This window comes from Pseudomonas sp. 10-1B, assembly GCF_000935045.1.
In the GTDB taxonomy this organism is placed as follows: domain Bacteria; phylum Pseudomonadota; class Gammaproteobacteria; order Pseudomonadales; family Pseudomonadaceae; genus Aquipseudomonas.
Window position 1 is genome coordinate 20,199 of sequence record NZ_JYKS01000049.1, and the last position, 19,811, is coordinate 40,009.

Genomic DNA, 19,811 nt, shown 5'->3' on the forward strand with positions numbered 1-19,811 from the left:
CTGCTATAGCCCCGGATCGCCGCATGACTGACAGTTTCGTCACCCAGTGCCCGCATTGCCACACCAGCTTTCGCGTCACGCATCACCAGTTGAGCGTGGCCCGGGGTGTGGTGCGCTGCGGCCACTGCCTGCAGGTGTTCAATGCCGCCAAGCAGTTGCTGGAGCAGAACCGCACCGGTACGGCCAGCGTACCTGCGGTGCCAGCGCCGCTGCCAGCAGCGCCTGTACAGCCGGAGGTCGAGCCGGCGATCGCCGCCGAACCTGCTGCCAGTGAGCGCAGCACTGGCCCTGATCAGGATTGGGCGCTCACCGCCCAGGCGCTGGATGCGCTCGACCTCGACAAGGAACTGGAGCGCCTGGAGCGCCGCGACCAACCTGCCCCGGCACGCCCGGCCAACCAGGATGACGGCTTACAGGCACGGCGTGACGAGCTACACCCGGACGAGCATGCCGACGACCTGTTCGGCACAGCCACCGACGCCTTCGAGCCAGCACAGCCGGCAGAGCCCGCGCCGGTACTGCTTGAACCGGAGCCCCTGGAGCTGGACCTGGAGCCGGCCCCCGGCGAACGTACCGAGCCGACCCTGGGCAGCAATCTGGACCTGGACATCGACGACGAGCCACCGGTGCGCCGCGCTGACGAAATCGATGACCACCCCGAATTCAGCGAAACGCTGCACGCCAGCGATGATGACATCCCGGAAAAGGGCCTGAGCGCTCGCGACGATGAGCCGCTGGCGCTGCACCTGTCGGCGCGCGACGACGACCCTGTCGAGCCACTGCCCGGCGAACGCCTGGAACCGGGCCTTGCCAGCAAACCCGAGCGCCCGGCGCGCAAGGAGCCGCTGGTCGACGTGGTCGACGACCCGCTGCAACTGGGCTGGGAAAAACCCGCACCCAACTGGGGCAAGCGCCTGCTGTGGGGCGTGCTGACCCTGCTGGCCGCTGGCCTGCTGGCATTCCAGTACGTGTGGTTCCACTTCGACGAAATGGCCCGCCAGGACCAGTACCGGCCGCTCTTCCAGCAAATCTGCCCGATAGTCGGCTGCCAGGTGCCAACCCGCGTCGATATCGCCCGCATCAAGAGCAGCAACCTGGTGGTGCGCAGCCACCCGGACTTCAAGGGCGCGCTGATTGTCGACGCGATCATCTACAACCGTGCGCCGTTCGCCCAGCCGTTCCCGCTGCTGGAGCTGCGCTTCGCCGACCTCAATGGCCATCTGATCGCCAGCCGGCGCTTCAAGCCCAGCGAGTACCTGTCCGGCGAGCTGGCCGGGCGTGGCGAAATGCCCAGCCAGACCCCCATCCATATCGCCCTGGACATCCTCGACCCGGGGCCGAAGGCGGTGAACTACAGCTTGAGTTTCCGTTCGCCGGAATGACCAGTATCCCCGCCTCTCTGTGGGAGCGGGCAAGCCCGCGAACCAGGCGCCGCAGTGGATGGCACGGGCTTCGCCCGTGTTCGCGGGCTCGCCCGCTCCCACAGGGTGTGGTGTCGCGCATGCCCTGCCCCCTCCCATACCAAATGTCATAAGCCGACAACTGTTCAGATTTTATCCAAATCCATCTTTATCCGGTCACCGAGAGCGGGTATCATGCCAACCCTTTTTCGGACTTCAAGATTCGGCCCCACAACAGGGATCACCTATGTCGGCGGTACGCATCGGCCCATATACACTACGCAACAACCTGATCCTCGCGCCCATGGCTGGGGTCACGGACCAGCCTTTCCGTACACTTTGCCAGCGCTTGGGCGCAGGCATGGTGGTGTCGGAAATGGTCTCCAGCGACATGAGCCTGTGGAACAGCCGCAAGTCGAGCCTGCGCCGCATCCATGAAGGTGATCCCGAGCCACGCTCGGTGCAGATCGCCGGCGGTGATGCGCAGATGATGGCAGCGGCGGCGCAGGCCAACGTCGCAGCGGGTGCCCAGATCATCGATATCAACATGGGCTGCCCGGCAAAAAAAGTCTGCAACAAAGCCGCAGGCTCTGCTTTATTGAGAGATGAAGCCTTGGTCAGCGAGATCCTCCACGCCGTGGTCGGCGCCGTGGATGTCCCGGTGACCCTGAAGATCCGCACCGGTTGGGATCGGGCGAACAAGAACGGCCTGAACGTGGCGAAGATCGCCGAACAGGCCGGCATCCAGGCGCTGGCGGTGCATGGCCGCACACGCGCCGACCTCTACACCGGCGAAGCCGAATACGACACCATCGCTGCCATCAAGCAGGCGGTGTCGATCCCGGTTTTTGCCAACGGCGATATCACCTCGCCAGAAAAGGCCCGGGCGGTGCTGGACGCCACTGGGGTCGATGGCCTGTTGATCGGCCGGGCCGCCCAGGGGCGGCCATGGATCTTTCGCGAGATCGAGCATTACCTGCGTACTGGCGAACACCTGCCAGCGCCGCAGCTGGACGAAGTGGAACGCATCCTGCTGGAACACCTGGCCGCGCTGCATGCCTTCTATGGCGATGTGATGGGCGTACGTATCGCCCGCAAGCACGTTGGCTGGTACCTGGCAACACGACCCGGCGGCAAGGAGTTTCGCTCCCGGTTCAACGCTTTGGAAGACACACAAGCGCAGTGCGCCAACGTTCGCGCGTTTTTCAGCGAACGTCGACAGAGCCTTGAGACAGAGGACGGACAAGGGGTGGCCGCATGACGATGATGACCGAGAATTTTGTGAGTGGAACAACGCCCGTGAGCGACAACGCCAACCTGAAACAGCACCTCAACACGCCGAGCGAAGAGGGCCAGACCCTTCGCGACAGCGTCGAGAAGGCGCTGCACAACTACTTCGCCCACCTGGAAGGCGCGGCCGTGACGGACGTGTACAACCTGGTGCTCTCCGAAGTCGAGGCACCCCTGCTCGAAAGCGTGATGAACTACGTGAAGGGCAACCAGACCAAAGCCAGCGAGATGCTCGGGCTGAACCGAGGCACCCTGCGCAAGAAGCTCAAGCAGTACGACTTGCTGTAAGCCAGAATCCCAACCAGAAAAGGCGGCTCCCTGAACAGAGGCGCCTTTTTTGCTGACTCCACCGCGTTATTGGAACCCGAAATGACCGACCAGACTACCCGCCTGCCAGTCCGCCGCGCCCTGATCAGCGTCTCCGACAAGACCGGTATCCTCGAATTCGCCCGTGAGCTGCAGCAGCTCGGTGTCGAGATCCTGTCGACCGGCGGCACCTACAAGCTGCTCAAGGACAACGGCGTGAACGCGGTGGAAGTGGCCGACTACACCGGCTTCGCCGAAATGATGGATGGCCGGGTCAAGACCCTGCACCCGAAGATCCACGGCGGCATCCTCGGCCGTCGCGGCACCGACGACGCCATCATGAACGAGCACGGCATCAAGCCGATCGACCTGGTTGCAGTCAACCTGTACCCGTTCGAAGCCACCATTTCCAAGCCTGGCTGTGACCTGCCGACTGCCATCGAGAACATCGACATCGGCGGCCCGACCATGGTCCGTTCGGCTGCCAAGAACCACAAGGACGTAGCCATCGTGGTCAACGCCAGCGACTACGCCGGCATCGTCGAAGGCCTCAAGGCCGGCGGCCTGACCTACGCCCAGCGCTTCGACCTGATGCTCAAGGCGTTCGAGCATACCGCCGCCTACGACGGCATGATCGCCAACTACATGGGCACCATCGACCAGGCCAAAGAGACCCTGAGCACCGAAGGCCGCAGCGAATTCCCGCGCACCTTCAACAGCCAGTTCGTCAAGGCCCAGGAAATGCGCTACGGCGAAAACCCGCACCAGAGCGCGGCGTTCTATGTAGAAGCCAGGAAAGGCGAAGCCAGTGTTTCCACCGCCATCCAGCTGCAGGGCAAGGAGCTGTCGTTCAACAACGTGGCCGACACCGACGCCGCGCTGGAGTGCGTGAAGAGCTTCGTCAAGCCGGCTTGCGTCATCGTCAAGCACGCCAACCCTTGCGGCGTGGCGGTAGTGCCTGAAGACGAAGGCGGCATCCGCAAGGCCTACGACCTGGCCTACGCCACCGACACCGAGTCGGCGTTCGGCGGCATCATCGCCTTCAACCGCGAACTGGACGGCGAAACCGCCAAGGCCATCGTCGAGCGTCAGTTCGTCGAAGTGATCATTGCCCCGAAAATTTCCCAGGCCGCCCGCGATGTGGTTGCCGCCAAGCAGAACGTACGCCTGCTGGAATGCGGCGAGTGGCCTGCCGAGCGCGCTGCCGGTTGGGACTTCAAGCGCGTCAACGGTGGCCTGCTGGTGCAGAGCCGCGATATCGGCATGATCACTGCCGATGACCTGAAGATCGTTACCAAGCGTGCTCCGACCGAGCAGGAAATCCACGACCTGGTGTTCGCCTGGAAAGTGGCCAAGTTCGTCAAGTCCAACGCCATTGTCTACGCCAAGCAGCGCCAGACCATCGGCGTCGGCGCCGGCCAGATGAGCCGCGTCAACTCCGCACGCATTGCTGCAATCAAGGCCGAGCATGCTGGCCTGCAGGTGCAGGGCGCGGTCATGGCGTCGGATGCGTTCTTCCCGTTCCGTGATGGCATCGACAACGCCGCTAAAGTAGGTATCAGCGCCGTGATCCAGCCGGGTGGTTCGATGCGTGATGCCGAAGTGATTGCCGCCGCTGACGAAGCCGGCATCGCCATGGTCTTCACCGGTATGCGCCACTTCCGCCACTAACTACGCGGATCCCGGGCAAGCGGCGATCCTGTGGGAGCGGGCATGCCCGCGAATACGATGGTGCATGCACCGTCGCATTCGCGGGCACGCCCGCTCCCACAGAGTTCGACGCCTGCCTCGGGATCGCATGAATCGAGGTTTTGACATGAAAGTTTTGATCATCGGCAGCGGCGGCCGTGAACACGCCCTGGCCTGGAAAGTCGCCCAGGACCCACGCGTCGAGAAAGTCTTCGTTGCCCCGGGCAACGCCGGCACCGCCATTGAAGCCAAGTGCGAGAACGTCGCCATTGACGTCTGCGCCCTTGAGCAATTGGCCGACTTCGCCGAGAAAAACGTCGACCTGACCATCGTCGGCCCGGAAGCCCCGCTGGTCATCGGCGTGGTCGATCTGTTCCGCAGCCGTGGCCTGGACTGCTTCGGCCCAACCAAGGGCGCGGCCCAGCTGGAAGGCTCCAAGGCGTTCACCAAGGACTTCCTGGCGCGTCACAAGATCCCGACCGCCGACTACCAGAACTTCACCGAGATCGAACCAGCGCTGGCCTACCTGCAAGAGAAAGGCGCGCCGATCGTGATCAAGGCCGACGGCCTGGCAGCGGGCAAGGGCGTGATCGTCGCCATGACCCTCGCAGAAGCCGAAGCCGCCGTGCGTGACATGCTGGCCGGCAACGCCTTCGGCGACGCCGGTTCGCGCGTGGTGATCGAAGAGTTCCTCGACGGCGAGGAAGCCAGCTTCATCGTCATGGTCGACGGCCACAACGTGCTGCCCATGGCCACCAGCCAGGACCACAAGCGTGTCGGCGACCAGGATACCGGCCCGAACACCGGCGGCATGGGTGCCTACTCCCCTGCCCCGGTAGTAACCGCCGAGGTGCACCAACGTGTGATGGACCAGGTCATCTGGCCAACCGTGCGCGGCATGGCCGAGGAAGGCAACGTCTACACCGGCTTCCTCTACGCCGGCCTGATGATCGACAAGGCGGGCAACCCCAAGGTCATCGAGTTCAACTGCCGCTTCGGCGACCCTGAGACCCAGCCAGTCATGCTGCGCCTGGAGTCGAGCCTGGTGCTGCTGGTCGAGGCCGCATTCGCCAAGGCGCTGGACAAGGTCGAAGCGCAGTGGGACCCGCGCCCGAGCCTGGGCGTGGTGCTGGCTGCCGGCGGTTACCCAGGCGACTACGCCAAGGGCGCCGCGATCAGCGGCCTGGACGCGGCCGCCAAGCTGGAAGGCAAGGTCTTCCATGCCGGCACCGCACTGAAAGACGGCCAGGTGGTCACCGCCGGTGGTCGTGTGCTCTGCGCCACGGCCCTGGGCAATACCGTCGAAGCCGCTCAGCAGCAGGCCTACCGCCTGGCCGAGCAAGTGAAATGGGACGGTAGCTTCTACCGCACCGACATCGGCTACCGGGCAATTGCCCGCGAGCGCGGTGAGCACCAACAGTAAGCATCAGCGGTACGCCGTGTCGCCCAGGGTTGCCAAAAGCCCGGCGCACGGCACCCGGCTTGTCGGCAGGGCCTGGCCTGGGCCTTGCCTTCGACTTGGCGCGCCGCGCATAGTTAGTACCTGGCACCTCGGCCAAGAAGGGATTTCGTAGTGCGTCGGCTTCGGATTGCCTCAGCTCTGATCGTCAGCTTGCTGACCTTGCTCTGCATGTTCCCGGCTGCGGCCGCACATGACGGAGGCTGGACCATACTGCTCGACGAACAGGCCAACCTGCAACTGAGCGACGTGCGCTCGGAGCGTTACCACAACCAGTTCAGCCCACTGCTCCTCGCCGACCTGGATGCCGCCCCTGCGGAACAAGCCTTGTGGCTGCACTACCGCCTGGAACCAGGCGACCAGGAACAACTGCTGCGGGTATTCGCCCCAGACCTGTCTGGCCTGGACCTCTACGCCCTCGAGGGCGACAAGCTTCTGCGTCAGCTGCACCACGGGCGCCAGCCCGGCAATGCCAGCCCGACCCTGCGTGGCAGCGACCATATACTGCCCCTGCCCAACAGCAAGCAAGCACTGGACATCTACCTGCGCCTGGTCTCCGAGCACCAGCTGCGCCCGGCCATCAGCCTGGAGCCGGCCGCCGTGGCCGCCTCCGACCAAAGCCAGCCGCTGCTGTTCGGCATGCTGTTCGGCGGCTTGGTGATGCTGATCCTGCACAACCTGATCCGCTTCCTCTACAGCCGCTCCAGCACCACCCTGATCCTGGCCCTGTACCACGGCCTGATGTTGCTCAGCGGCCTGATTTTGCTGAACCTCAGCGGCCCCTGGTGGCATGTGTGGCATAGCGCGCAAACACCCGCCGCCTACCTGACGCTGGTAATGGCCGGCCTGGCCGGGCTGCATTTCACCCAGCATTTCTTCTCGCCGTGCAACTCGCCACGCCTGAACCGCCTGCTACAGGGTGAAATGCTGGTGGTCGGGGTCAGCGGGCTGGTGCTGTTGTTCGTCGACACCCTGCCCCTCAACCTGATGACCTACGCCCTGATGGCCCTGGGTAGCGTGAGCATGCTGCTGGTCAGCAGCTACCACTGGTACAAGGGCTATGGGCCCGCGCGCCTGTTCAGCCTGGCCATGCTGGTGTTCAACCTGGGAGGCCTGGTGCTGCTGCCGGCCCTGCTGGGCCTGACCCGCACCACGACGCCGTGGCTGCTGTGCATCCTCCTGGGGCTGGCCGTGACCAGCGGCCTGCTGCTCAACCTGGCGGTCAGCGAACGCCTGCGGCGCATGAGCGAGGAGCGCTTCAGCGCCAGCCGCGCCCTGGCCGCCAGCGATGCCGAAATCAACGCCAAGGCCGAGTTCCTGGCCAAGATCAGCCACGAAATCCGCACCCCCATGAACGGTGTGCTGGGCATGACCGAGCTGCTGCTGGGCACGCCGCTGTCGGTGAAGCAGCGTGACTATGTGCAGACCATACACAGCGCCGGCAACGAGTTGCTCACGCTGATCAACGAAATTCTCGACATTTCCAAGCTCGAATCCCGGCAGATCGAACTGGATGACGTGCAGTTCGACCTCAACGCACTGATCGAGGATTGCCTGAACATCTTCCGCGCCAAGGCCGAGCAGCAGAACATCGAGTTGATCAGTTTCACCCAGCCGCAAGTACCGCGGGTGATCAGCGGCGACCCCACGCGCCTGCGTCAGGCCTTGTCGAGCCTGCTGGAAAACGCCCTGAAAAACACCGACCATGGCGAGATCCTGCTGGTGGTGGCACTGGACCAGCGGGGCGAGGTACCGCGCCTGCGCATCGCCGTGCAGGACAGCGGCGAACCGTTGCCTGCCGCCGACCGCGAAGCCTTGCTGCAGGCCGAGCTGCACAGCCACCACTTCCTTTCCAGCAACAAGCTGGGTGGCCACCTCGGGTTGGTCATCGCCAAGCAACTGATCGGCCTGATGCAAGGCGAATTCGGCATCAAGAGCAGCACCGGCATGGGCAACACCCTGTGGCTTACCCTGCCGCTGGACCCTTCGCGTCTGGAACAGCCACCGGCCGATCTCGACGGCCCGCTGCGCGATGCCCGCGTGCTGGTGGTGGACGACAACGACACCTGCCGCAAGGTACTGGTCCAACAGTGCAGTGCCTGGGGCATGAACGTCAGCGCGGTGCCGTCGGGCAAGGAAGCCCTGGCCCTGCTGCGCACCAAGGCCCACCTGCGCGACTACTTCGACGCCGTGCTGCTGGACCAGAACATGCCCGGCATGACCGGTATGCAGCTGGCGGCCAAGATCAAGGAAGACCCAAGCCTGAACCACGACATCCTGGTGGTGATGCTCACCGGCATCAGCAACGCGCCGAGCAAGGTCATCGCGCGCAATGCCGGGGTCAAGCGGATACTCGCCAAGCCGGTGGCCGGCTACACACTGAAGACCACCCTGGCCGAGGAGCTGGCCCAGCGCGGCCGCGAGCAGGCGCTGCCTGCCAGCCTGCCCGGCACCCCGCAAGCGCTGGACCTGCCCGGTGATTTCCGCGTGCTGGTCGCCGAGGACAACAGCATCTCGACCAAGGTGATCCGCGGCATGCTCGGCAAGCTCAACCTGGAACCCGACACCGCCAGCAATGGCGAAGAGGCCTTGCAGGCAATGAAGGCGCAACGCTACGACCTGGTGCTGATGGACTGCGAGATGCCGATACTGGACGGTTTTTCGGCCACCCAGCAACTGCGGGCCTGGGAAGCCGCCAACCAGCGCCAGCGCACCCCGGTGGTGGCGCTGACCGCGCACATTCTTGCCGAACACAAGGAACGCGCCCGGCTGGCGGGTATGGACGGGCACATGGCCAAGCCTGTGGAGTTGTCGCAGTTGCGCGAGTTGATCCAGTACTGGGCCAATCAGCGGGAAGCCAAGGTGGACCCGGCGCATACGTCCTAGACTGCAGTGGACACGACTTACAAAGTCTCTACCGCCCCTGTGGGAGCGGGCGTGCCCGCGAAGAAGCCACCTCGCCGCATGGCACCGGCTCTGCCGGTGTTCGCGGGCATGCCCGCTCCCACAGTGATCGCGCACCTTTTGGAATCTTCGAGGACCCAGCGCTCATGCTCCATGAGTTGTTCAGCGTCTACTTGAAAATGCTCGTGCTCTACAGCCCGTTCTTCGTGCTGTCGTGCTTCATCAGCCTGACTCGCGGCCACTCCAGCAAGGAGCGCAAGCAACTGGCCTGGAAGGTTGCCTTTGCCGCACTGGTTGCCAGCGTCCTGCTGTACCTGTTCGGGCGGGCGATCTTCGGCATTTTCGGCATCACTGCCGACGCCTTCCGCATCGGTGCCGGCAGTGTGCTGTTCATTTCGGCCTTGGGTATGGCCCAGGGCAAGCCGGCAGTGCAGGCCGACAACGTGCAGCAAGACGTGACCATCGTGCCACTGACCATTCCGCTGACCGTCGGCCCTGGCACCATCGGTGCCCTCCTGGTGATGGGCGTGGGCCAGCCGCATTGGGATGACAAGTTGCTGGCCATCGTCAGCATCGCGCTGGCCAGCTTCACTGTCGGCCTGGTGTTGTATCTGTCACACGGTATCGAGCGGATCCTCGGCGACCAGGGCCTGCAGATCGTCAGTCGGCTGATGGGGCTGTTCGTCTGTGCCCTGGCCGCACAAATCATCTTCACCGGCATCAAGGGCTACCTGGCAACTTAAGTGGCGTAATCCATGATTCGCTGCAACGAGGCCTCGATGACTCGCGTCTGCACTTTGGGCAAAAAGCTCTGTTCGAACGCCAGAACGTTGAAGCGTACCAGCTCCGCTCGCACATTCCGGTGGCTGCGCGTGTGGCTGATGAAGCCTGCCCTGAACGCCGAGCGAGTGTCTATTTCGTGATACAGCACCATGTCGACCCGCCCTGCCCCCGCTGGCGCGCAGGGCAGCAGCTGGAAATGCTGCCGCTCATAGGCGCGCCGCTCGAGCTCCTGCAGAACCGACGGTTTGGCCAACAGTTTCTGCATGGAGATGTTGATTGCCGAGGCAAAGTGATCGCCAGCGGTTGCAGCGATGGTTTCCAGCACCTGGTCAGCTTGCTTGGCGCGGCGCCCGTCAGGCCAATGAATCTGCTCGGCAGAAACGGCATCCCAACCCATGAATTTGAGCTGGTTGCGGTAGTAGGCGAACCAGTCCTCGATCGCCCCTTCCCGGTACACCGTCTCGGTGGCTCGCTCGGCCATCGCCAAAGCCAGTTTCACGTTGTTTTTCTGCGTAGCCGGAATACCCGGCAAGAACGAGGCAATCCCCGCGCCGATCACGGCAGATGTGGCGTCACTCATGGTTTGCTCCTGTCGACGGCGCGTAAGGGTCGAATCGGTAATCCCCCTGGGCATCCTTGGTTTTCATCAACGCCTGCAGTTCATCACGTTGGCGCTGGAAGCGCCCGTTATCCAGCGCCAGAGAGACCGCATTGAATTCCGCTTCCCCTTGAAGCACCTGCTCGTGCAGCAAGGTTTCCAGGGATATCTGCGAAAGCGGCTTGTCGATTTGCAGCGAGATGCTGCAAAGGTCCAATACCGGCCCCGGCTTGAGGATGCCGAGTTCGATCACCACCTTTGAACGCTGCGCCTGCTCATGCACGCTGAACGTCTGCAGGCGGCGGAAACCTTCAGCTGAACGATCCAGGCCCGCCTTCACTGCCGCCAGCACGGCTTCATGGCGAATCGAGCGCATCTTCAGCCATGCCTCAAGTGGCTGTATCTGCGCGCTGCGCACGGGTTGCCCCAACTGTTTCAGGTCATGCGTGCTGGCCAGCTTGACCCACCCCAGTTGGCGGTAGGCATTCCGATAGGCGGTGTACCAGCCGTCATAATCGTCAAAGCGTGGCCCTGCGTTCCTGTTGGCCACCAACTGTGCGTAGAGTATTGAATCGAAGGCGGCCTGCCGTTGTTCTTCGACCGCACCCGGGGCATACAGCAATGCCGTTCCGCCAATCAACATCAGTTGCTCGACTGCTCTATCCATCGTCTTGCCTCATCACAAAGAACCGAACAAGGCGGCGCTGCGACACGCCGCCCGGCAATCAGATGTCGTATTGGAGAACGTTCTCGACACTGCGCACGCCGAGTTTGTTTTCCACGGTTTCGCGGACTTTGTCGTAGACGAAGTTGTTGAGCGTGAGTATTGCCGTACCGGCGTAGTAGTGGGTCTTGTCCAGCTTCCACTGGATGCCCAGTACGTCGTCATCCAGTTGCGGGGCAGACGCCTGGATGCAGCTCACCACCATGACCACATCGTGGTTGTCGGTTTCGATGCAGGCGGCCATGCCGACCATGCCCCGGGCCTTGTTCTTGCGTTTGTGATCGAGCACCTTGGCGTCGTTTTCGACGGTGGTCAGTTTGTCGAAAGCCATCTTCGCCAGATCGCCCAGCTTGGTCCCCCCCAACATCGCGTTACCGGCCACGCCGATCGCGCGGATCGCGACAGCGCCTACGGTGACAGACAGTTCTGCCGAGGTTTCCAGCTCAAAACTGCGCCTTGGAACGGTAAAGCCAAGATCACGCATGACATCGACGAATTTGTCGTACCACTCCCGGCTCTGCTTTTCGGCATCGAAGGCTTTGTCGGCCACTAACGTGGCAAAGTGGAAGGCATTCTTCACATCGTGACGGCTTTGCGCAGACATGCCTGCGCCGCAGGCCAGCAGGTTGCCCTCTACCAGAATGGCGGCGTCGTTTGCGGTTTTATCGGACATTTGGAAACTCCTTAATGGTTGCCCCTTGCATCAGGGGCAACCACCCTAGCCAGCACGCTCGCGATACAGCGCGCTGAAGGATTTCCGGAGCAATCAGGTGGCCGAAGGGTACCAACGCGGCGTATAGGCCCACACCCCGCCCGATAGGCGAGGAAACACGCAGGTTGTAGAGGAGCCCACCAACACCATGGTGCGCATGTCGACCATTTCTGGCAGCAGCTCGGCCAATGTGACTACCTTCAGCGTCTGCCCCGGCCTACCGATGTCACGGCCAAGGACTACAGGCGTGTTCCCCGCGCGATGCCGGCGCACGACGTCCAGGGCCACCCCAAGCTGGTGCGGTCGGGCCTTGGAGATCGGGTTGTAGAAGGCCAGCACCAGGTCGGCCTGGGCTGCCAGGTCCAGGCGCTTTTCGATGATCGACCAGGGCTTGAGGTTGTCCGACAGCGACATCACGCAGAAGTCATGCCCCAGCGGCGCCCCCGCCTGCGCGGCCGTCGCCAGCGAGGCCGACACCCCCGGCAGAATCTCGAGGTCGACCCGATGCCAGGCCGGGTCGCTGGACTCGTGCAACGCCTCGAGCACCGCAGCCGCCATGGCGAACACGCCTGGGTCGCCCGACGACACCACCACCACCGAACGGCCCTGGGCCGCCAGTTCGAAGGCATGCCGGGCGCGCTGCATCTCTTCACGGTTGTCGGTGCAGTGCAGCACCTGATCGCCACGGAACGGGCCAGCCATGCGCACGTAGGTTTCGTAGCCGAGCACGTCCTCGGCCCGCGCCAGCTCGGCCTTGACCGCTGGCACCATCAGTTCGGCAGCGCCCGGGCCCAGGCCGATGACTGCCAGGCGGCCGCGGCGGCGGCCGACCTGCGCCACCTCGACTGGCGACGACGCCACCGCGATGACCACGTCTGCCTGCTCGATCAGTTGCGCATCGGGCAATGCCGCAGCCACCATGCTGGCCACATCGTGCGGCTTGGCGGCGAAGCGCAAGGCGACACCCAGGGCCTGCGCCGCCTCGTGCAGGGCACTATCGGCCATGGCCTGCTCGCCGGCCAGCACGCAGGCCAGCGAAGGCTCGGCGATGCCGGCCTGCTGCAATGCAGCACGCACACTGTCCAGGTTGCCGCCTGCAACAGCCACTACCACCGAACGCGGGTGGATCAGCAGTTCGTCGCGGCTGGCCGGGCGCGCCTGGGGCCCGACATGAATGGTGCGCAGGGCCGCTTCACTGGCGGGTAACTGCGCCTGTTGCAGCCACGGCGCGTCACCTTCGATGCGCACCGTCTCGCCGGCCAGCAGATCGGAGACAAAGCGCTTGCCCTGCTCGATATCCGCCAGGGCATAACCCTGCGGCGGGTTCAGCAGGCAGGTACCGAAACGCAGTTCGCCACTGGTGGTGATCGCCGCAGCGACACCCAGCGCTTCAGCGATTTCCCGCGCCATCACGTTCACCCCGCCCAGGCCACCGAGCAAGGGCACCACCGCGCTGCCATCCTCGGCCACGGCCAGTACCGGTGGCTCGACGCCCTTGTCGCCGAGCAGGCTGGCCAGGCTACGGATGACGATACCCGCGGCGCACAGGGCGATGATCGGCGTGTCCTGCTGGTACAGCCCGCGCAGGGTATCGCCGAACGAGGTGTAGTAGCGGTCAGCCCCTGCGACCCGGCCTTCCAGGCCATGGATCGACGCCTGTGGGTAACATTGCTGGATGCGCTGCGCCGTGGCCAGGCTGCCCGGGCCAAGAATGACGATCGCCGGTGCCTTGTGCATGTTCAGCCCTGCCATTTTTCACCCGGCACGATGATCAGCGAGAAGTACGGCGACGATTGCGGGTCGACTTCGTCCAGCGCGACGATCTTCTGGTTGGCCATGGTCGCTCGTTCCACATACAGCGCACGCCGGTCCAGGCCCAGTTCCGCCAGCACTTGGCGCACTTTGGGGAAGTTGCGCCCAAGCTTCATGATCACCGCCGCATCGGCGTCGGCCAGGCGGCGCTTGAGCTCATCGGCCGGTAACACGCCAGACAGCACCGACAGGCTCTGGTTACGGTACACCAGCGGCGCGCCCAGCACCGAGGCGCCACCGAGCATCGAGCAGACGCCAGGGATCACTTCGCTATCGAAGCGCTGCGCCAGGCGGTCATGCAGGTACATGTAGGAGCCGTAGAAGAACGGGTCGCCTTCGCAGATCACCGCCACATCGCGGCCGGCATCCAGGTGCTCGGCCACCTGCACGCTGGCTTCGTCGTAGAAGTCGCTGATCACCTGCTCATAGGACAGCGGCGCCGGCAGGGCTTCGGTGGTCACCGGGTAGACCAGCGGCAGCAGGGTCTGCTCGGGCTGCAGATGCGCCTCGATGATGCCGAAGGCATTGCCGCGCTTGCCCTTGGCCACGAAGTAGCCGACCACCGCTGCCTCGCGCAGCAGGCGCAGGGCCTTGACGGTGATCAGTTCAGGGTCGCCAGGGCCCACGCCCAGGCCCAGCAGTCGTCCACGCGGCGCCATCATTCCACCTCCGTGGCCAGGGCGTTGACCGCGGCGGCGGCCATCGCGCTACCGCCCAGGCGGCCCTGCATGATCACGAACGGCACACCGCGGCTGTCGGCAGCGAGCATCGCCTTGGACTCGGCGGCGCCGACGAAACCAACCGGGAAGCCGAGGATCAGCGCCGGCTTGGGTGCGCCGGCATCGAGCATTTCCAGCAGGTAGAACAGCGCGGTCGGGGCGTTGCCGATCACCACCACGCTGCCTTCCAGGTATGGCCGCCACAGCTCCAGGGCCACGGCGGAGCGAGTATTGCCGGCGTCTTTCGCCAGGCCTGGCACACTCGGGTCGCGCAGGGTACAGATGACTTTGTTGTCCGCAGGCAGGCGCGCCCGGGTGATGCCTTCGGCGACCATGTGCGCATCGCACAGGATCGGCGCGCCATTGACCAGCGCCTCGCGCCCGGCACGGCCGGCGCCTTCGGAGAACTGCAGGCCATCGATGGCGTCGACCATGCCACAGGCGTGGATCACGCGCACGGCGAGCTTTTCCAGGTCTGCGGGGAACCGCTCGAGCCGGGCTTCCTCGCGGATGATCCGGAAGGAATTGCGATAGATCTCCTGACCATCGCGGATGTAGTCAATCATCAAGGTGCTCCGTCGGCAGGGCGAGCATGGCGCCTGCTTCATTCAAGGTAAGGTCGGTGGCGCGCAGGGCGCCGAAGCCTGGCTGGCGCGCATCGCGCAGATACAAGTCATAACGGCCTGGCGAGCGGGCCAGCAGGGTGGCCGGGGCCACATGGGCCACGGCGCAGGAGCGGGGGCAACCGGACAAGTGCACGCTACCGGGCACACCAGGGCCCAGCAACGCGGCCAGGGTGACGGCATCGGCCTTGGTCTCGCCGAGGGCCTTGGCGCAACCGCTGGCACCGCTACAGGCGCTGATGCGCGCCAGCGGCTCATGGTCGTGGCACAACAGGCCCAGGGCGGATAATTCGGCCCTGGCCTGGTCGATGCGCTGCGCTTGCAGGCTGGTCAGCACCAGGCTTTGCCAGGGGCTAAGGCGCAGGCTGGCATCGCCCAGCTCGCGGGCAATACGCGCGGCGCCACGCAACATGGCCGGGGTCAGGCGGCCCTGCGGGGGGGCAACGCCAAGCGCCAGGCCATGCGCCTGGGGCAGAATGCCCAGCCACGAGGCGCTACGCTGTTCACGTCGCCATTCGAGCACGGCGGCATCGCGGCGGATGGCCAGGCCGAGCCCATCGACAAAATCGTTTGCCGAACACACCTCGAGCAGCTGGCGCATGCGCGACTGCGTCGGGGTTGCAAGGTCAAGGAAGCGCTCCAACACCGCGCGCACCAGCGCCAGGCCCTGCGCCAGCGGCACCGCGCCAAGCACCTGGCCGTCTGCCGGGCAGCCTGCCAGGCCGAACGCCAGCCAGGTCTGCTGCTCCAGACTCACGGCCGACAGCCACAGGTCATGGGGGTGTTCGAGCATCGCCAGGCGTTCGCCGGCATCCAGCTGCACGGCGAACTTGGCCGACAACTGGTGAAAGCGCGGGGTGCCTTCCAGCAGGTCGAGGATCTGCCCGGCCAACGGCCGGGCGTCCAGCAGCATTGCCGGGTCATGCCCGGCCAGCGGGCTGAGCATCAGGTTGCGCACATCGTCACCGGCCGCATCGCGCGGGCCCAGGCCGGCTGCGAGCAGTGTCTCGACCAGGCCACGATGCTCGCTGCCAATGCCGCGAATCTGCAAGTTGCCGCGGTTGGTGGCCTCGATCACGCCGCCAGCGAAGCGCTCGGCCGCCGCCGCCACCGCATCGGCCTGGTCGGCCAGCAGCAGGCCGCCCGGCAGCTTGATGCGGCAGATACCGCCATCACGGGCGCTGACGATGCGCCACAACCCCGGGCAGGCCGAGGGGCGGGGCGATACGTGGGGGGCATGGGCCTGCGTCAAAGGGGCGTCCGGCAATCTGTGAAAATGCGCTTGAGTGTAGAAGGCGCGGTATTATGCCTGCTTTGTCCGGCGGCATGAAAAGCCGGTGGTCGAGCATGCTCAGCGATTGAGCAGGAATTCAGGACCGCGTCACCTCCTTCGCGGGCATGCCCGCTCCCACAGGATCACCGCTGTCCTCAATGGCTGCGATATACCTGTGGGAGCGGGCAAGCCCGCGAAGGGGCGCGCAGCGGCCCCAAAAATGGCGGAATGAAACACATGGCACCCTGGCTGACAGTAGTAGGCATCGGCGAAGACGGCTTCACTGGCCTGGGCAAACAGGCCCGGCGCGCGCTGCTGGGCGCTGCGAAGATCTTCGGCAGCCCGCGCCAGCTGGCCTTGCTGCCCCGCTGCGTGGCCGGCGCACGGCTGGGCTGGCCAAGCCCGTTCTCCCTGGCCCCAGTGCTGGCCCTGCGCGGCGAGCCGGTGTGCGTGCTGGCCAGCGGCGACCCGATGTTCTATGGCGTCGGTGCCAGCCTGGCGCGCCAGGTGCCCAGCAGCGAGATGCGCGTGTTGTCGATGCCCTCCTCCTGCGCCCTGGCCGCCGCGCGCCTGGGCTGGCCGTTGCAGGACGTGCAGGTGGTGTCGCTGGTCGCCCGGCCGCTGGCGGCGCTCAATGCCCACCTGCACGGCGGCATACGCCTGCTGGTGCTGAGCAACGATGGCGACAGCCCGGCGGCGATTGCCGCACTGCTGCGCGAGCGTGGCTTCGGGCCAAGCCGCCTGCGGGTATTCGAACACTTGGGTGGCGACCAGGAGCGAGAGTTGGCCGGCAGCGCCCAGGACTGGCCGCACAGCGAAGTCGCCGCGCTCAACCTGGTGGCCATCGAATGCCTGGCCACGGCCGACGCCCCACGCCTGCACCGGCTGGCCGGGTTGCCGGACAGCGCCTTCCGCCACGACGGCCAGCTGACCAAGCGCGATGTCCGCGCCATCACCCTGGCGCGCCTGGCACCACAGCCCGGCGAATTGCTGTGGGACGTGGGCGCGGGCTGTGGCTCGATCGGCATCGAATGGATGCGCGCCCACCCGGCCTGCCGCGCCCTGGCCATCGAGGCGGACGAAGGCCGCCAAGGCTTCATCGAACACAACCGCGATACGCTGGGGGTACCCGGCCTGCAACTGGTCCGCGGCAAGGCGCCAGCGGCACTGGAAGGCCTGGAACGACCCGATGCCATCTTCATCGGCGGCGGTGTGACCCGTGCAGGTGTGCTGGACCTGTGCTGGGCGCGCCTGCGCCCCGGCGGCCGGCTGGTGGCCAACGCGGTGACCCTGCAGAGCGAACTGGCCCTGGCGCACTTTCGCGAACGCCACGGCGGCGAGCTTACCCGCATCCATGTCGCCCATGCCCAGCCTTTGGGCGCCTTCGACACCTGGCGCCAGGCGCTGCCGATCACCCTGCTGGACGTGGTGAAACCCGCCGATGCGTGAAGAAACCCGTGAACAACCCGCGCCCCTGCGCAGCGGCCTGACCACCGGCAGCTGCGCCACCGCCACCAGCCTGGCGGCGGCACGTCTACTGCTGACTGGCACAAGCAGCGATGCCGTCAACATCACCCTGCCCAAGGGCAAGGTGGTGCCGATGCGCCTGGAGTTCTGCCGCCACACCGGCGCCAGCGCCGAAGCCGGCACACTCAAGGACGCTGGCGACGACCCGGACGTGACCCACGGTGCCCTGCTCTACAGCCAGGTGCGCCTGCTGGCCGAACCGGGCATCCGTTTTGTCGCCGGCACTGGCGTCGGCACCGTGACCCGCCCGGGGCTGGTGCTGGCGGTGGGAGAACCGGCCATCAACCCGGTGCCGCGGCGCATGATCAGCGAGCACCTGCAACGCTTGGCCGACGACTGCGGCTACCCTGGCGGCTTCGAGGTCACGGTCAATGTGCAAGGCGGCGAACAACTGGCACTCAAGACCATGAACCCGCGCCTGGGCATCCTCGGCGGGCTGTCGATCCTCGGCACCAGCGGCATCGTGCGGCCGTTTTCCTGCTCGGCCTACATCGCCTCGATCCACCAGGGCATCGACGTGGCCCACAGCAACGGCTACACCCATATCGCCGCGTGCACCGGCAACGCCAGCGAGGACACCATGCGCAGGGTCTACGGCCTGCCGGAAATCGCCTTGATCGAGATGGGCGATTTCGTCGGCGCGGTGCTCAAGCACCTGCGCAAGGTACCGGTGCCGCGCCTGACCCTCTGCGGTGGTTTCGGCAAGATCAGCAAACTGGCCGCCGGGCACATGGACCTGCACAGCCGTCACTCGAGCATCGACCTGCCGCAACTGGCCGGCTGGGCCGCGGACATCGGTGCTGACCAAGCGCTGCAGGCCGCCATCATCGGCGCCAACACCAGCCAGCAGGCGCTGGCACTGGCGCATGCGGCCGGCATCGCCCTGGGTGACGCGGTGTGCGCCCACGCCCTGGCCTTCGCCCGCAGCGTGGTGCCGGCGCAGGTACAAGTGGAAGTGTTCGCCATCGATCGCCAAGGCGGCATCGTTGGCAAGGCAGGCGTGCAATGACTACTCGTATCTTGCTGCTAGGCGGCATTACTGAAGCCCTGGCCATCGCCCGTCGCCTCGGCCCGCAGCATGTCTACAGCCTGGCCGGTATCGGCCGTGTACCGCAGGACCTGCAGTGCCAGGTGCGGGTCGGCGGCTTTGGCGGTGCCGAGGGCCTGGCCAGTTACCTGCGTGAGGCGGGCATCACTCTGCTGATCGACGCGACACACCCGTATGCCGCGCAGATCAGTCGCAACGCCGCCAGTGCCGCGCACAGTGCGGGCATCCCGTGCTGGGCCTTGCGTCGCCCGGCCTGGCAGGCCCAAGCGGGAGACGACTGGCGCGAGGTCGAAGACTGGGCCGGGTTGATCGAGGCGCTCAAGCCGTTTCGCAGGCCGCTGTTCACGCTGGGGCGCGAGCCGCTGCAACATCTGGACGAGATTCCGCCGGAGCAGTTCTGGACCTTGCGGGCGCTGGAGGCCTGCCCTGGCAACGAGCGCTGCGAGGTGATTGGCGCGCGCGGGCCATTCCATATCGAGGATGAGCGGGCGTTGTTCCAGCGCCGGCAGATCGATGTGCTGATCAGCAAGAACAGCGGCAGTGTGGCGACCGAGCCCAAGCTGGAGGTGGCGCGGGAGCTGGGGGTACCGGTGCTGGTCCTGAAGCGCCCGGCCTTGCCGGAGGTGGACCGGACATTCGACTCAATGCCTGAGTTGGCGGCCGCGCTCGACCTGTAATAATAATTTTCACAAGGCTGCCGCAGAGGCCGCATCAGGGCTGACAAGTGTTTGCCACAAGATATGCAGCGCCTGTGAGATCAAGCGCCGCCCGCGCGGCGCATCGCGAGCTGGCGCTCGCTCCTACGTTTGTTTCAGGCCAGTGTGGCCTGTGACAGGCGCGCGCGACCGCCTTGTTCGTACGACGCGATATCGAGCCATGCACCAAGGCGTTCGCGCGCAAATCCCATAGGAATAATTGGCCCGAAACAAACGTAGGAGCGAGCG

17 protein-coding genes are annotated in these 19,811 nt (G+C 65.3%); 10 read left to right on the forward strand and 7 right to left on the reverse strand.

Going from position 1 to position 19,811, the window contains the following annotated elements:
- Window positions 1–23: 23 nt before the first annotated feature.
- The 7 genes from TZ03_RS23045 (at window position 24) to TZ03_RS23075 (ending at window position 9,791) form a co-directional block, all read left to right on the forward strand.
- A complete protein-coding gene (locus TZ03_RS23045) occupies window positions 24–1,382 on the forward strand; it encodes a DUF3426 domain-containing protein (protein WP_051100661.1) in 1,359 nt (452 codons plus the stop codon).
- 265 nt (window positions 1,383–1,647) lie between these two features.
- Window positions 1,648–2,661, forward strand: a complete 1,014-nt coding sequence (gene dusB, locus TZ03_RS23050) for a tRNA dihydrouridine synthase DusB (protein ID WP_051100662.1) — start codon at window positions 1,648–1,650, stop codon at window positions 2,659–2,661.
- The gene (gene fis, locus TZ03_RS23055; protein ID WP_051100663.1) at window positions 2,658–2,978 is read left to right on the forward strand and encodes a DNA-binding transcriptional regulator Fis; all 321 of its coding nucleotides are present in this window, start codon (window positions 2,658–2,660) and stop codon (window positions 2,976–2,978) included. The genes dusB and fis overlap by 4 nt, the downstream gene beginning before the upstream one ends.
- Before the next feature lie 81 nt (window positions 2,979–3,059).
- Entirely contained in the window at window positions 3,060–4,667 is a 1,608-nt protein-coding gene (gene purH, locus TZ03_RS23060; RefSeq protein WP_051100664.1) for a bifunctional phosphoribosylaminoimidazolecarboxamide formyltransferase/IMP cyclohydrolase, read from the forward strand.
- A gap of 145 nt (window positions 4,668–4,812) precedes the next feature.
- A complete protein-coding gene (gene purD, locus TZ03_RS23065) occupies window positions 4,813–6,108 on the forward strand; it encodes a phosphoribosylamine--glycine ligase (RefSeq protein ID WP_051100665.1) in 1,296 nt (431 codons plus the stop codon).
- Between the two features lie 150 nt (window positions 6,109–6,258).
- A complete protein-coding gene (locus TZ03_RS23070; protein WP_051100666.1) occupies window positions 6,259–9,030 on the forward strand; it encodes a hybrid sensor histidine kinase/response regulator in 2,772 nt (923 codons plus the stop codon).
- 164 nt (window positions 9,031–9,194) lie between these two features.
- Window positions 9,195–9,791 carry a MarC family protein gene (locus tag TZ03_RS23075; RefSeq protein ID WP_051100667.1) on the forward strand — a complete coding sequence of 199 codons (597 nt, stop codon included), beginning with the start codon at window positions 9,195–9,197 and terminating at the stop codon, window positions 9,789–9,791.
- Here the strand turns inward: TZ03_RS23075 and TZ03_RS23080 are convergent.
- The 7 genes from TZ03_RS23080 to cobG all read right to left on the reverse strand — a co-directional run bounded on the left by TZ03_RS23080 (window position 9,788) and on the right by cobG (window position 16,286).
- Window positions 9,788–10,411, reverse strand: coding sequence for a hypothetical protein (locus tag TZ03_RS23080; RefSeq protein ID WP_051100668.1), 624 nt, complete (start codon window positions 10,409–10,411; stop codon window positions 9,788–9,790). The two genes, TZ03_RS23075 and TZ03_RS23080, sit on opposite strands and share 4 nt — an antisense overlap.
- On the reverse strand, window positions 10,404–11,096 hold the full coding sequence (locus TZ03_RS23085) for a hypothetical protein (RefSeq protein WP_051100669.1): 693 nt from the start codon (window positions 11,094–11,096) through the stop codon (window positions 10,404–10,406). The genes TZ03_RS23080 and TZ03_RS23085 overlap by 8 nt, the downstream gene beginning before the upstream one ends.
- Before the next feature lie 58 nt (window positions 11,097–11,154).
- Window positions 11,155–11,826 carry a hypothetical protein gene (locus tag TZ03_RS23090; RefSeq protein ID WP_051100670.1) on the reverse strand — a complete coding sequence of 224 codons (672 nt, stop codon included), beginning with the start codon at window positions 11,824–11,826 and terminating at the stop codon, window positions 11,155–11,157.
- Between the two features lie 93 nt (window positions 11,827–11,919).
- Window positions 11,920–13,617, reverse strand: coding sequence for a precorrin-3B C(17)-methyltransferase (gene cobJ / locus TZ03_RS23095; RefSeq protein WP_082056697.1), 1,698 nt, complete (start codon window positions 13,615–13,617; stop codon window positions 11,920–11,922).
- Window positions 13,605–14,339 carry a precorrin-2 C(20)-methyltransferase gene (locus TZ03_RS23100; RefSeq protein WP_051100672.1) on the reverse strand — a complete coding sequence of 245 codons (735 nt, stop codon included), beginning with the start codon at window positions 14,337–14,339 and terminating at the stop codon, window positions 13,605–13,607. Before TZ03_RS23100 ends, cobJ begins: the two co-directional genes overlap by 13 nt.
- The gene (locus TZ03_RS23105; RefSeq protein WP_051100673.1) at window positions 14,336–14,962 is read right to left on the reverse strand and encodes a precorrin-8X methylmutase; all 627 of its coding nucleotides are present in this window, start codon (window positions 14,960–14,962) and stop codon (window positions 14,336–14,338) included. Before TZ03_RS23105 ends, TZ03_RS23100 begins: the two co-directional genes overlap by 4 nt.
- Window positions 14,955–16,286 (reverse strand): precorrin-3B synthase, encoded by a 1,332-nt coding sequence (gene cobG, locus TZ03_RS23110; protein WP_177328499.1) that lies wholly within the window; start codon window positions 16,284–16,286, stop codon window positions 14,955–14,957. The genes TZ03_RS23105 and cobG overlap by 8 nt, the downstream gene beginning before the upstream one ends.
- 243 nt (window positions 16,287–16,529) lie before the next feature.
- On the opposite strand from cobG, the gene TZ03_RS23115 reads away from it, so the two are divergent.
- From TZ03_RS23115 to TZ03_RS23125, 3 genes are read left to right on the forward strand one after another with little or no spacing between them, the layout of a single operon-like run.
- The gene (locus TZ03_RS23115; protein WP_051100675.1) at window positions 16,530–17,741 is read left to right on the forward strand and encodes a bifunctional cobalt-precorrin-7 (C(5))-methyltransferase/cobalt-precorrin-6B (C(15))-methyltransferase; all 1,212 of its coding nucleotides are present in this window, start codon (window positions 16,530–16,532) and stop codon (window positions 17,739–17,741) included.
- Window positions 17,734–18,828: a cobalt-precorrin-5B (C(1))-methyltransferase gene (locus TZ03_RS23120; RefSeq protein WP_051100676.1), complete on the forward strand. Its 1,095-nt coding sequence runs from the start codon at window positions 17,734–17,736 to the stop codon at window positions 18,826–18,828. Before TZ03_RS23115 ends, TZ03_RS23120 begins: the two co-directional genes overlap by 8 nt.
- Window positions 18,825–19,544, forward strand: a complete 720-nt coding sequence (locus TZ03_RS23125; protein ID WP_051100677.1) for a cobalt-precorrin-6A reductase — start codon at window positions 18,825–18,827, stop codon at window positions 19,542–19,544. The genes TZ03_RS23120 and TZ03_RS23125 overlap by 4 nt, the downstream gene beginning before the upstream one ends.
- Window positions 19,545–19,811: the final 267 nt, after the last annotated feature.

Coding starts and splice junctions, on each gene's coding strand:
- TZ03_RS23045 (WP_051100661.1), top strand. CDS start 24: ATGACTGACAGTTTCGTCACCCAGTGCCCGCATTGCCACACCAGCTTT.
- dusB (WP_051100662.1), top strand. CDS start 1,648: ATGTCGGCGGTACGCATCGGCCCATATACACTACGCAACAACCTGATC.
- fis (WP_051100663.1), top strand. CDS start 2,658: ATGACGATGATGACCGAGAATTTTGTGAGTGGAACAACGCCCGTGAGC.
- purH (WP_051100664.1), top strand. CDS start 3,060: ATGACCGACCAGACTACCCGCCTGCCAGTCCGCCGCGCCCTGATCAGC.
- purD (WP_051100665.1), top strand. CDS start 4,813: ATGAAAGTTTTGATCATCGGCAGCGGCGGCCGTGAACACGCCCTGGCC.
- TZ03_RS23075 (WP_051100667.1), top strand. CDS start 9,195: ATGCTCCATGAGTTGTTCAGCGTCTACTTGAAAATGCTCGTGCTCTAC.
- TZ03_RS23080 (WP_051100668.1), bottom strand. CDS start 10,411: ATGAGTGACGCCACATCTGCCGTGATCGGCGCGGGGATTGCCTCGTTC.
- TZ03_RS23085 (WP_051100669.1), bottom strand. CDS start 11,096: ATGGATAGAGCAGTCGAGCAACTGATGTTGATTGGCGGAACGGCATTG.
- TZ03_RS23090 (WP_051100670.1), bottom strand. CDS start 11,826: ATGTCCGATAAAACCGCAAACGACGCCGCCATTCTGGTAGAGGGCAAC.
- cobJ (WP_082056697.1), bottom strand. CDS start 13,617: ATGGCAGGGCTGAACATGCACAAGGCACCGGCGATCGTCATTCTTGGC.
- TZ03_RS23100 (WP_051100672.1), bottom strand. CDS start 14,339: ATGATGGCGCCGCGTGGACGACTGCTGGGCCTGGGCGTGGGCCCTGGC.
- TZ03_RS23105 (WP_051100673.1), bottom strand. CDS start 14,962: ATGATTGACTACATCCGCGATGGTCAGGAGATCTATCGCAATTCCTTC.
- TZ03_RS23115 (WP_051100675.1), top strand. CDS start 16,530: ATGGCACCCTGGCTGACAGTAGTAGGCATCGGCGAAGACGGCTTCACT.
- TZ03_RS23120 (WP_051100676.1), top strand. CDS start 17,734: ATGCGTGAAGAAACCCGTGAACAACCCGCGCCCCTGCGCAGCGGCCTG.
- TZ03_RS23125 (WP_051100677.1), top strand. CDS start 18,825: ATGACTACTCGTATCTTGCTGCTAGGCGGCATTACTGAAGCCCTGGCC.